This window comes from Streptomyces sp. DSM 106670 (assembly GCF_055792845.1).
In genome coordinates this window covers 3,152,728-3,163,693 of record NZ_CM147704.1, presented here as the reverse complement: position 1 = coordinate 3,163,693, position 10,966 = coordinate 3,152,728, and the positions used below count along the sequence as shown (strand labels likewise).

At 71.6% G+C, this 10,966-nt stretch carries 11 protein-coding genes; 2 read left to right on the top strand and 9 right to left on the bottom strand.

The annotated features are described in order from the left end of the window. Positions 1–209: 209 nt before the first annotated feature. Both ACSMXR_RS13945 and ACSMXR_RS13940 read left to right on the top strand, forming a co-directional pair. Positions 210–1,115, top strand: a complete 906-nt coding sequence (locus ACSMXR_RS13945; protein WP_473171990.1) for a cellulose-binding protein — start codon at positions 210–212, stop codon at positions 1,113–1,115. A gap of 185 nt (positions 1,116–1,300) precedes the next feature. Beyond that, the gene (locus ACSMXR_RS13940; RefSeq protein ID WP_473171989.1) at positions 1,301–2,452 is read left to right on the top strand and encodes a cytochrome P450; all 1,152 of its coding nucleotides are present in this window, start codon (positions 1,301–1,303) and stop codon (positions 2,450–2,452) included. Between the two features lie 87 nt (positions 2,453–2,539). On the opposite strand, the gene ACSMXR_RS13935 is transcribed toward ACSMXR_RS13940, so the two are convergent. The 9 genes from ACSMXR_RS13935 to ACSMXR_RS13895 all read right to left on the bottom strand — a co-directional run bounded on the left by ACSMXR_RS13935 (position 2,540) and on the right by ACSMXR_RS13895 (position 10,799). Further along, positions 2,540–3,802 (bottom strand): cytochrome P450, encoded by a 1,263-nt coding sequence (locus tag ACSMXR_RS13935; protein WP_473171988.1) that lies wholly within the window; start codon positions 3,800–3,802, stop codon positions 2,540–2,542. Next, complete coding sequence (locus ACSMXR_RS13930) at positions 3,799–4,413, bottom strand: GTP-binding protein (RefSeq protein WP_103508447.1); 615 nt, start codon at positions 4,411–4,413, stop codon at positions 3,799–3,801. The genes ACSMXR_RS13935 and ACSMXR_RS13930 overlap by 4 nt, the downstream gene beginning before the upstream one ends. Further along, the gene (locus tag ACSMXR_RS13925) at positions 4,394–4,750 is read right to left on the bottom strand and encodes a DUF742 domain-containing protein (protein WP_381851458.1); all 357 of its coding nucleotides are present in this window, start codon (positions 4,748–4,750) and stop codon (positions 4,394–4,396) included. Before ACSMXR_RS13925 ends, ACSMXR_RS13930 begins: the two co-directional genes overlap by 20 nt. Next, positions 4,747–5,163: a roadblock/LC7 domain-containing protein gene (locus ACSMXR_RS13920; RefSeq protein ID WP_103508449.1), complete on the bottom strand. Its 417-nt coding sequence runs from the start codon at positions 5,161–5,163 to the stop codon at positions 4,747–4,749. Before ACSMXR_RS13920 ends, ACSMXR_RS13925 begins: the two co-directional genes overlap by 4 nt. A 129-nt stretch (positions 5,164–5,292) precedes the next feature. Then, positions 5,293–7,236 (bottom strand): ATP-binding protein, encoded by a 1,944-nt coding sequence (locus ACSMXR_RS13915; RefSeq protein WP_473171987.1) that lies wholly within the window; start codon positions 7,234–7,236, stop codon positions 5,293–5,295. A 524-nt stretch (positions 7,237–7,760) separates the two neighbouring features. Beyond that, a complete protein-coding gene (locus ACSMXR_RS13910) occupies positions 7,761–8,315 on the bottom strand; it encodes an ATP-binding protein (protein WP_376184094.1) in 555 nt (184 codons plus the stop codon). Positions 8,316–8,368: 53 nt separating this feature from the next. Continuing rightward, on the bottom strand, positions 8,369–8,758 hold the full coding sequence (locus ACSMXR_RS13905; RefSeq protein ID WP_218526144.1) for a VOC family protein: 390 nt from the start codon (positions 8,756–8,758) through the stop codon (positions 8,369–8,371). A 53-nt stretch (positions 8,759–8,811) separates the two neighbouring features. Next, on the bottom strand, positions 8,812–9,129 hold the full coding sequence (locus ACSMXR_RS13900) for a hypothetical protein (protein WP_473171986.1): 318 nt from the start codon (positions 9,127–9,129) through the stop codon (positions 8,812–8,814). Between the two features lie 23 nt (positions 9,130–9,152). After that, entirely contained in the window at positions 9,153–10,799 is a 1,647-nt protein-coding gene (locus ACSMXR_RS13895) for an MFS transporter (RefSeq protein ID WP_473171985.1), read from the bottom strand. Between the last annotated feature and the right edge of the window lie 167 nt (positions 10,800–10,966).

Sequence of the window (10,966 nt, the reverse complement as noted above, 5' to 3'; positions counted from 1 at the left end):
GTGTGCCCGGCCGCCCGGCCGATGAGCACGGGCCGATGACCACCGGTTCGCCCGGATCTGTGATGCCGGTCGCTTCCGGCCTGAATGCCGCTGATCGATTCCGACTTCCGGCACCAATTGCCGCATCCTTGACGTATCGCGGGGCGGCCCGCGTGCATCCGTGCGTCCGTGCGTCCGTGTGTCCGTATGTCGTAGAGGGGCTTCAGGCTATGAGTGCTGGACCGGTGTCCGCGTCGTTCGACGTCGTCGGCGTGCGGGGGCGTGGCTACCGTCCGGAGCAGGTGGACCGGGCGGTGGCCGCCCGGACCGCCGAGCGGGACAGCGCGCTCGGGGAGGTCTCGCGGCTGACGGCGCTGGCGGAGGAGCTGGCGGGCGAGGCGGCCCGGCTGGCGGAGACCGCGGCGGCGCTGCCCGAGCCGGACTACGCGGAGCTGGGGGAGCGGGCCCAGCGGATTCTCGGGCTGGCGCGGGAGCAGGCCGCGTCGCTGCGGGCGGACGCGGAGGCGGCGGGCCAGGAACTGGCGGACGCGGCCGACGCCGGAGGCCGGGCGGCAGGGGAGGCGGCGCGGGAGGCGGCGGACGCGGTGCGCGCGGCTGCCGTGGCGGCGGCGGAGGAACGGGTCGCCGCGGCGGTCCGGGAGGCGGAGGGCATCCTCGCCGCGGCCCGTGAGGAGGCCGAGCAGGTGCGCGGGGCCGCCGAGGCGGCGATGGCGCAGACCCGGAGCCGTACGGCGAGCGTGCTGGCCCACCAGGACCAGGAGCACGCGGAGCGGCACCAGGCGGCGGAGGCCGAAATCGCTTCGGCCGAGGCGGAGTCGGAGGCCCGGCACACCGAGCTGACCGAGCGGGTCGAGGCGCTGCTCGCGGAGGCGGGCCGCGACCTCGCCGCCGCACAGGAGGCGGCCCGGCACGGCCAGGAGGACGCGGAGGCGCGGGCGGCGGAGATCCTGTCGGAGGCCCGGGTCCGGGAGGAGCGGGTGGTCCGGGAGACGGAGCGGATCCTGCGCGAGCACGAGGAGGGCCGTGAAGAGGTCCAGGCGCACATGGCGCACGTACGCAGCTCGCTGGCGGCGCTGACCGGACGGGTGGCGGCGGGGCCGGACGACGAGAGCTGAGCGCTCTTCCGCCGGTCCGGTGTGCAACGGACGGCAACCCTTGACGAATACCTGTTCGCGAGAGCTGATTGGTCTGGCCAGTTATCCGTTCTCGTTCGCAGCCCAAGGGAGTGTTCATGTCGGTCCCAGCGCCGGACATTCTGTCACCCGAGTTCGAGAGAGACCCGTACGAGGCATATCGCCTCATGCGTCATGACACGCCGCTCCTGTGGCACGAGGCCACCCGGAGTTACGTCATCTCGCGTTACGAGGACGTCGAGCGCGTCTTCAAGGACAAAGCCGGTGAATTCACCACCGAGAACTACGACTGGCAGATCGAGCCCGTGCACGGGCGGACGATACTCCAGCTCAGCGGGCGTGAACACGCCGTCCGCCGGGCGCTGGTCGCGCCCGCCTTCCGGGGCAGCGACCTGCGGGACAAGTTCTTACCGGTCATCGAGCGCAATTCGCGCGAATTGATCGACGGGTTCCGCGACTCCGGCTCCGTCGACCTGGTCGCCGACTACGCCACCCGCTTTCCCGTGAACGTCATTGCGGACATGCTCGGTCTCGACAAATCCGACCATGGGCGATTTCACGGCTGGTATACGGCCGTCATCGCTTTTCTCGGTAATCTCTCCGGCGATCAGGACGTGGCGCGGGCGGGTGAACGTACCCGCGTCGAGTTCGCCGAGTACATGCTGCCGATCATCCGGAAGCGGCGCGAGGCGCCCGGCGACGACCTGCTGTCGGCGCTGTGCACGGCGGAGGTCGACGGGGTCCGGATGAGCGACGAGGACGTCAAGGCGTTCTGCAGTCTGCTGCTGGCGGCCGGCGGCGAGACCACCGACAAGGCCATCGCCGGCATCTTCGCCAACCTCCTCGCCCACCCGGAGCAGTTGGCGGCGGTCCGCGCCGACCGGAGCCTGATAGACCGCGCCTTCGCCGAGACGCTGCGCTACACGCCGCCGGTGCACATGATCATGCGCCAGTCGGCGACGGAGGTGGAGGTGAGCGGCGGCACCATACCGGCGGGCGCCACCGTGACCTGCCTGATCGGCGCCGCCAACCGTGACGAGGACCGCTACGGGAACCCCGATGTCTTCGACATCTTCCGTGATGACCTGACCGCCACGAACGCCTTCTCGGCGGCGGCCGACCACCTGGCCTTCGCGCTCGGCCGGCACTTCTGCGTCGGCGCTCTGCTGGCCAAGGCCGAAGTCGAGGTCGGCGTGGACCAGTTGCTGGACGCCATGCCGGATCTGCGGCCGGCCGACGGCTTCGAACCGGTCGAGCACGGTGTCTTCACCCGGGGCCCGCAGAGCCTGCCGGTCCGCTTCACACCGGTGTCCGGCTGACCGGAACCGTCGATCGTGGGCGGCCGGAGACGTGAACTCCGGCCGCCCACACCACGTTTGCCGCTGCCTCTAAGGCTGCCGCTACTGCTACTGCGCCATCGGGCTGAACTGCACCGGCAGCGCCGACAGTCCGCGCATCCAGATCGACGGCCGCCAGGCGAGCTCCGCCGGCTCCACCGCCAGCATCAGGTCCGGCAGCTGTTCCAGCAGCGTCTCCACCGCCGTACGGGCCATCACATCGGCCAGCAGCGGGGCGGGGTAGGGGCAGCGGTGTTCGCCGCCGCTGAACGACAGATGGGCGGAGTTCTCCGCGCCGACGTACGACTCCGGCCAGATCTCCGGGTCGGTGTTGGCCGCGGCGAGCCCCAGGACCAGGCAGTCGCCCGCCCGGATGTGCCGCCCGCCGAGCTGGGTGTCCCGTACGGCCCAGCGGCCGATGAAGTTCTGCGTCGGAGTGTCCAGCCACAGCACCTCGTTGAGCGCCTCGCCGACGCTGAGCCGGCCGCCGGAGACGTTCACCGCGAAGCGTTCGTCGGTCAGCAGCAGCCGCAGCGTGTTGCAGATCCAGTTCGCGGTGGGCTGCTGGGCCGCGGCGATCACCGAGATCAGGTCCTGGACGATCTCCTCGTCCGCGAGGCCCGCCGGGTGCGTCACCATCCGCGAGGTGACATCGGGCCCGGGGTCCGCCCGCTTGTCCTTGACCAGCTGGCGCAGCCGCTCGCCGACGCGTCCGTACGCCGCCACCGGGTCGTCGCCCTCACCGGCGTCGAGCGAGATCCGCAGATCGTCCACCAGCTGCTGGGTGTCCGCGCCCGAGACCGGCATGCCGCACATCTGGACCACGGCCCGCATCGGCAGCGCGTGGACGTAGTCGCTCATCAGCTCGGCGCGGCCGCTTCCGGCGAACTCCGCGATGAGCTGGTCGGCGATGCGCCGGCAGTCGCGGGCCAGCTCGAACTGGTCGATGCCTTCCAGCGCTTCGGTGATGACCCCGGCCCGGCGCCGGTGCTCGTCGCCCTCGGTGAACAGCACCGACGGCTGGTAGCCGACGTACGGCAGCAGAGGCCAGTCCGGCGGGATGCTGTCCCACTGGTTCCAGCGACGCGAGTCCCGGGCGAACAGCTCGTCGTGGGTGGTGACGTAGGACAGTTCGGCGTAGCCGAGCACCAGCCAGGCCGGAACGTCGCCGTCGAGCAGGACCGGCGCCACCGCGCCGTGCTCCCGCCGCAGCGAGCGGTAGAGCTCCGTGGGCGTCTGCTGGTAGGAGGCGCCGGAGAGCCGCACCGCACCGGGGGCGACCGGGCAGCCGGTGTTGGCACCGGTATCGAAGGAAGGGCTGGACGTGCTCATGGTGTCGTCTCCCGGGCGATGGCCATCGTGCGCAGATGGTCGACGAGCGTGATCAGTACGTTCTTGCTGGACCGCCGCACCCGGGCGTCGCAGTCGATCATCGGGATGTGCTCGGGCAGCGCCAGGGCCTTGCGGATCTCGTCGAGCGAGTGGGCGTGGTCGTCGTCGAAGCGGTTGACCGCCACCACGAACGGGGTGCCGTGGTGTTCCAGCCGGTCGATCGCGTACCACGAGTCGTCCATCCGCCGGGTGTCCACGAGGACCACCGCGCCGAGCGTGCCGGAGAACAGCCGGTCCCACAGGAACCAGAAGCGCTCCTGGCCCGGAGCGCCGAACAGATACAGCACGATGCGCTCGTTGAGGCTGATGCGGCCGAAGTCGAAGGCGACCGTGGTGGTCGTCTTGGCGTCTACGCCGTCCGTCTCGTCGACGCCGACGCCCGCCTGGGTCATGACCTCTTCGGTGTTCAGCGGCCGGATCTCGCTCACCGAGCGGACGAGCGTGGTCTTGCCGACGCCGAATCCTCCGACGACGACTATCTTCAGGCCGGTTTCCGCGGCGTCGGCCAGCGGTGTGCGCTCGCCCGGCAGCTCAGAGCTTACGGAGCCCATGGAGCACCTCCTTCAGCAGTTCGGAGTCGGGGAGCGCGCTGGGCGATGCGGCCGTACGCGGATGGCGGGCGGTGATGCGGCCCATGGCGTGCAGGTCGTCGAGCAGGATGCGCACCACGGTGACGGGCAGCGAGAGTTCGGCGGCGATCTCGACGACGGCGGTCGGGTGGCGGCACAGTTCGAGGATCCGCGCGTGCTCCGACTGCATTCCGGCGGTCGGCCGGGACTCGCTGACCACGAGGGTCACCAGGTCGAAGGAGTCCGCGGAGCGGCTGCGTCCACCGGTGACCGTGTAGAGCCGGTCGGGGTCGCCGGTGTCGACGGGGCGCAGGGTCATGACCCGCTCCCTCGCGCCTCGCCGCGTGGTGCGGCGCGCAGGTGTTCGCCGATCTGCTCGACCATCTGCGTCATCTGGTGGCCCACCACGGTGGGGTCGGCGTCCTCGGTGGCGACGACGGCGAGGTGCGCGCCCTCACCGGCCTCGACGATGAAGAGCAGGCCGCCGTGGAACTCCGTCATCGAGTGCCGTACGCCGCCGGATCCGTCACCGAACTCGATGGACGCGCCCTGCGCGAGCGCCTGCATGCCCGAGCAGATCGCCGCCAGTTGATCGGCCTGGTCGAGGGTGAGGTGCTCGGTCCAGCAGAGCTTGAGCCCGTCGCGCGACAGGGCCAGGGCGTGCCGCGTTCCCGGGGTCTGCTCCAGCAGCCTCTGCAGGAGCCAGGTGAGGCTGTTGTCTGTGGTCTGCATGATGAGTGACGGGACCGTGGCGCCGGGGGGACCGGCCGAGGGCCCGTACCTCCAATCTCGGATGTTCGAGCGAGCTGGCGAGCGGATCGCGTCCGGTGGGCCGGACACCGTACGGAGGTGCGTTCCGGGTTACGGAGCGGAGGGCGGCGGTGCGGTCGGGCTGTCCGGCCCTCCGGACGCGCCCGGGGACTTCCGGCCGCGGTGGAAGGCGCCGAACTGGTCGCCCGCGCTGCGGGGCGGCGAGGTCCGTGGAGTGTCACCGCGCGGCACCGCCGGAGAGGCGGGCGCGCCGCGATGACGGCCGCGCTCCCGGTCCGCCTCCGCCATGGTGCGGCCGGGTGTGCGTACGGGCAGGCCGCCGGGGGTGGAGCCGGTCGCCGCCGGCCGGGCGGCACCGCGCTCGGACTCGGGCTCGCGCCGCGGCCGGACCACGAAGTGCTCCTCCGCCGTGACGGGCGTGGGCGATGGCGCGGGCAGCGGGGCCGGTGACGGCGGTACGGCGGCGTGCGCGGCGGGCGCGACGGGTTCCGGACCGGTCTCGGGCACGGCTCCCGGCACGGGCGGCGCCACGGACGGCGACACGGGCGCGGGAGCCGGTGCCGGGGCGGTGGCGGTCGTGGCGGGGGCAGGAGCTGATGTCGCCGCTGCGGGCGTGGCGGCCGCGTGGTGGCCCAGCGCCTGCTGGTTCTCGCGGGGTTCCTGCGCGATCAGATGCCTCGGCAGCAGGACGACCACACCGGTGCCGCCGCGCGAGGACGGCCGGTAGTTGACGCTGATCCGGTGCTTGAGAGCGAGCCGCCCCACGACCGCGAGGCCCAGGCGCGTGCCCTGGAGGGTCGCCAGGTCGGTCATCCGCCCGGCGACGGAGTCCGCCGCCCGCCGCATCGCCGCGTCCGCCATCTTCAGACCGCTGTCCTCGATGGTGACAACGATGCCGGTGCCGCGCTCCTCGACGTAGACGTGCACCTCGTCGATGGGCGGCGAGAAGTTGGCGGCGTTGTCCATCAGTTCGGCGAGCAGGTGCATGACGCCTTCGGCGGCGAAGCCGGAGATGGAGACGCTGGAGGAGCAGTGCAGCCGCACGCGCTGGTAGGCGGCGATCCGGCCGACCGCGCCGCGCAGGATGCTCTCCATGACGATCGGCTTGTTCCAGGCGCGGCTTGGCCGCCCGCCCATCAGCAGCGCCAGCCGGTCCGTCATCAGGCCGAGCTGCGAGGTGCTGTGGTCCAGTTTCAGCAGATCGCCGAACACCTCTTCGCTGTGACGTTCCTGCATGCCGCGCAGGTCAGCCAGCATGCTGACGGATTTCGCCTGGACGCGGCTGAGCGCCTTGGCCGACGCGGTCGTGGCCGCGAGAGCGCGGCGCTCGCTGAGCGCGAGCTCCCGGATCACGTCCTCGAACGGCCCGCGCAGGACCGGCTGTTCGGGCAGCTGCACCTCGGCCCGCACGCCGGCGCCGGACTCGCCCTCACGGAGCTTGGTGGTGACGGTCGGCAGCGTCTCGCGGCCGAAGCGCTCGACCTCGGTGGTCAGGGTGTGCAGCTCCTCGCGGAGCTGCGCGGCCAACGCCTCGGCCTCCGCGCGGAATCGGGTGCTCTCGGTCCGCAGCGCGGCGGTCTGCCGCTCCTGCTCCTCGACCGTGGTCGCGAGGACGTGCAGCAGCTTCCGCTGCCGCGGGCTGCGCGGCAGCGGAACCTGACCGAGGGCGTCGGCCGCCTTCCAGCCGCCGCGTACCAGTCTGATCAGCGCGGGCAGTGCGACGTCCGCGGTGTGCGCCGTGTCCGTTTCGAGGGCGGTCAGCGAGGCCTTGAGCCGCTCGGCCTCGGCCGTCTGCGTCGCGGCCGTGCGCAGCGTCCGCCGCGTGACCTGGTGGGCGGCGGCGAGCGCGAGGGCCAGAACCACCCAGGCGACGGTCACCACCACCGCAGCCCAGCCGCGCGCCGCCGAAGGGGCCAGCAGCACTGCTACGGCTCCGGCGACGGCGCTCACCGACAACACGGTCACAAGCGGTGCTATCGCCGGCCTCGGTGCGTTCGACTGCCGCCGCTGACTGGCTGGTACGGGTTTTGCCATGGATGCGGTCCCTCAGTTCTACCGAGCAGAAGGTGTGCGGCCGCTCCGAGAAGGTGCAGATCACCTTGGTGATTCGGGGGAAAGCGGAACCGACCGTTTCCCGGCAAGGAGCGACCTCATCGTAGACATCCTGATGCACCGGATGATCCGGTGAGCGGCATAGTCCGTAGGCAGAGTGATTTTGTCGAGAAGCGGCGGTGGGCCAGTGATGTTGTGGTAATCGGGAAGCGGAATCCCGTGCTGACAGGCGCTTTCATGCTGCTCGTCGTCGGTCGGCGGTGCCGACTGTGGAGCGGAATGACCCGAGTGGAGGAATCTTTTTCAGTCAATCCGAAAATCCTCGTCGGGTCATTCGCATGTGCCGGGTGCCGCCTATTGATCCGGAATGGGGCCGGTAAAGGGGTGATGACACCAGTAAACAGGAAGACCTCGAAGCGGAACCGATGTTGAAGCGGAGTCGACGTAGAGCGGCGGCGGCGGTGGCGGCCGGCCCGCCCGCCGACGCGGTCCGGGAACAGGCGTGATCACGGACCGCCGGCGGGCCGGGGCCCGGTCCAGCCGGTGGCGGCGACCACCTCGCGCGCGATGTCCGTGACGAGCCGTCCGTCCGTCGCCACGCGCACGGTGTTCGCATGGGCCCGCTGGTCCAGGAGCCGTGCCTTGCGGAGGCTCGCCCGCAGCTCGTGCTCCAGCTCCGAGCCGAGTTCCCGTCCTGTCAGCCGCTCGCGGGCGGTGGCGTCGGAGGCGGTGAGCAGGACGCGGACGAGCCCCACCCCGGACCCCATGGCGCGCTCGAACATGCCCGTCGTCTCCGGCAGCACGCTCATGGTGTTCGTGTAGATCAGGCGTCGGTGGCCGAGCCGGGCGAAGTTCGCCCACACGGCGGTCAGATTGCTCTCGGTGATCTTCGTGCGGCGGGGGTCGTCCTCCGGAGCCGGATGAACCTGCCCCATGAAGTCGCCGTCGATGACCGTGTGGGCGACCGCCTCGGAGCGCAGGAGCGCCGAAACCTCCCACCCCACCGTCGTCTTGCCGACACCGGCCCGTCCTCCGATGAGGAGTGCTTCCGCGTGGTCCATGGCGGCAGCGTGCCAGCGGTCGGCCGGCTCACGCGACCCGATATACCGATGGATCAGGAGCTGTGCATGATCTGGATCAGGTTGCCGCAGGTGTCGTCCAGGACGGCGGTGGCGACGGGGCCCATGTCCAGCGGCTCCTGGGTGAAGCGGACGCCGAGCTTGCCGAGCCGGTCGAACTCCGCGTGGACGTCGTCCACGCGGAAGGAGGCGACCGGGATGCCGTCGGCGAACAGGGCCGTCGTGTACGGCTTCACGGCGGGGTGCTTGTCGGGTTCCAGCAGAAGCTCGGTGCCGTCGGGGTCGTCCGGCGAGACCACGGTCAGCCAGCGGTTCTCGCCGCCGAGCGGTACGTCGTGCTTCTTCTCGAAGCCCAGCACGTCCGTGTAGAAGCGCAGGGCCTCGTCCTGGTCGTGGACGAAGACGCTGGTCACGTGGATCCTCATGAGGTGTTCTCCGGTGCTTGCGGCCCGAGCGATCGGCTGACGATGTGCCCAGGCTATGCCCAGTTCCCGAGTTCGGCGTCGATGCGGGGGTCCGTACGGACCCACACCTCGCCGGCCGCCGCGCCCGGAGGGTTGTCGACGTGCTCCAGCCCGAGGATTCCGACCAGCCTCAGGAGTTCGGCGCGGGCTTCGGGGTCCTCGTCGAGGGTGTAGCCGTCGAAGAGGACGTAGTGCTCGTCCGCCGGGTCGTTGTAGCCGGTGTCGGCCCAGATCCCGCAGAAGCGGTCCACCGCCTCCCGGTCGAGCTGGCCGGGTTTGGCGGTCTCGGCGGGCCTGTCGGCCCGGTCGTCGCCGAAAGGCAGCGGTGTCATCGTCGTCCTCGGGTCCGGCGGGTTCACGTAGCGGTCAATGATCTCCGCTCCGGGTCGTCGGCGTCACCCGGGGTCTCGGTGATGACCGGGAAGCGGCGCGGGGCGAGGGTGATCAGGGCGAGCAGGGCCAGGGCCGTGGCTCCGGCGGCCCCGATGTAGACGTGGTCCACCGCCGCGTCGACCGCCCGGCGCAGATAGTCCGTCGCCGCCGCCGAGAGGGCGCCCGGGTCCTCCAGGGCGCGCGACACCGCGTCCAGGTCGTCGGGGAGGCCGGTCACCGGGGCGTCCAGGAGGCGGGCGGCCAGGACGCCGTTGGCGACGGCCCCGAAGACCGCCGCGCCGATGCTCTGGCCGACCTGGCGGCAGAAGAGGACGGAGGCTGTCGTCGTACCGCGCTCCGCCCAGCCGACCGTCGACTGCACGCCCACGATCAGCGGCAGCTGGAACAGACCGAGGGCCGCGCCGAGCAGCAGCATCAGCAGGGCGGGGTGCCAGGGCGCGCCGGGATAGGGGAGGAGCGGGAAGGCCAGCAGGATCAGCAGGGCGCAGCTCATGCCGATGATCGCGGTGAGCCGGAAGCCGATGCGGTTGTAGACCCGGTCGGACAGGGCCGCCGATACGGGCCAGCTCAGCGTCATCACCGAGAGCACGAACCCGGCGGCTATCGGGCCGAGGCCCAGCACCGACTGGGCGTACGTGGGCAGGAAGACGGTCGGCGCGACCATCAGCAGGCCCATCGCGCCGAGCGCCAGGTTGACCGAGGCGATGGTGCGCCGCCGCCACACCCAGCCCGGGATGATCGGCTCCGCCGCCCGCCGCTCGATGACGACGGTCAGCGCCGCCAGCACCGCGCTGATCCCGAACAGGCCGAGCGAGGGCGCCGACAGCCAGGGCCAGGCGACGCCGCCCTGCACGAGCGCCGTGAGCAGCAGGGCGCCGGTCGCGAAGACGGCCAGCGCGCCCGCCCAGTCGACCTTGGGCCGGGCGGCGGGGCGGGGGCGGGCCGGTTCGTGGAGGTGGCGGACGACCAGCCAGAGGGCGACCGCGCCGACCGGGAGGTTGATCAGGAAGATCCACCGCCAGTCCGCGTATCCGGCGAGCAGCCCGCCCACCACCGGTCCGGCCACCGCCGAGGTGGCCCACACCGTGGACAACTTCGCCTGGATGCGCGGGCGTTCCTTCAGCGGGTAGAGGTCGGCCGCGATGGTCTGGACGGTGCCCTGGAGCGCGCCGCCGCCCAGGCCCTGGACGATCCGGAAGGCGATGAGCGCCGCCATGTTCCAGGCGGCCGCGCAGAGGACCGAGCCGACCAGGAACAGGATGATCCCGGCGATCAGGACCGGCTTGCGGCCGAAGGTGTCGGAGAGCTTCCCGTACAGGGGGAGGGTGACGGTGACGGCCAGCAGATAGCCGGAGAAGAGCCAGGAGAAGACGGTGAAGCCGCCGAGGTCGCCGACGATCTGCGGGACGGCGGTGGACACGATGGTGCCGTCGATGGCGGCCAGCGCCATGCCGAGCATGAGCGCCGCCACGACGGGGCGGCGGCCGCGGGGCGTGGTGAGGGCGGGCGGCGCGGCGCTCCGGCCGCCCGGGGCGGGGCCCGCGCTGTCACCCGCCTGCGCCCCCGTATCGCCTGTGCCGCTTTTTCCGCCGCCGTCCGTGCCGCTCACCGGGTTTCCTTCCCTATGCACGTATCTCCCGGGGCACTGTCTCATCCGGGAGCCCCGGAAGGGGAGGGTCCACCGGAACGGCGCCGGGCGGGGGCGGCGGAACGGCAGGGTGCGGAAGGGGTCTCCGGCGGACCTCTCGGCTCCGGTTCGCCGACCCTTCCGGCCGC

Excerpts from the sequence above, each read along its gene's own strand:
- ACSMXR_RS13945 (WP_473171990.1), top strand. The coding sequence starts at position 210 with ATGAGTGCTGGACCGGTGTCCGCGTCGTTCGACGTCGTCGGCGTGCGG.
- ACSMXR_RS13940 (WP_473171989.1), top strand. The coding sequence starts at position 1,301 with ATGCGTCATGACACGCCGCTCCTGTGGCACGAGGCCACCCGGAGTTAC.
- ACSMXR_RS13935 (WP_473171988.1), bottom strand. The coding sequence starts at position 3,802 with ATGAGCACGTCCAGCCCTTCCTTCGATACCGGTGCCAACACCGGCTGC.
- ACSMXR_RS13930 (WP_103508447.1), bottom strand. The coding sequence starts at position 4,413 with ATGGGCTCCGTAAGCTCTGAGCTGCCGGGCGAGCGCACACCGCTGGCC.
- ACSMXR_RS13925 (WP_381851458.1), bottom strand. The coding sequence starts at position 4,750 with ATGACCCTGCGCCCCGTCGACACCGGCGACCCCGACCGGCTCTACACG.
- ACSMXR_RS13920 (WP_103508449.1), bottom strand. The coding sequence starts at position 5,163 with ATGCAGACCACAGACAACAGCCTCACCTGGCTCCTGCAGAGGCTGCTG.
- ACSMXR_RS13915 (WP_473171987.1), bottom strand. The coding sequence starts at position 7,236 with ATGGCAAAACCCGTACCAGCCAGTCAGCGGCGGCAGTCGAACGCACCG.
- ACSMXR_RS13910 (WP_376184094.1), bottom strand. The coding sequence starts at position 8,315 with ATGGACCACGCGGAAGCACTCCTCATCGGAGGACGGGCCGGTGTCGGC.
- ACSMXR_RS13905 (WP_218526144.1), bottom strand. The coding sequence starts at position 8,758 with ATGAGGATCCACGTGACCAGCGTCTTCGTCCACGACCAGGACGAGGCC.
- ACSMXR_RS13900 (WP_473171986.1), bottom strand. The coding sequence starts at position 9,129 with ATGACACCGCTGCCTTTCGGCGACGACCGGGCCGACAGGCCCGCCGAG.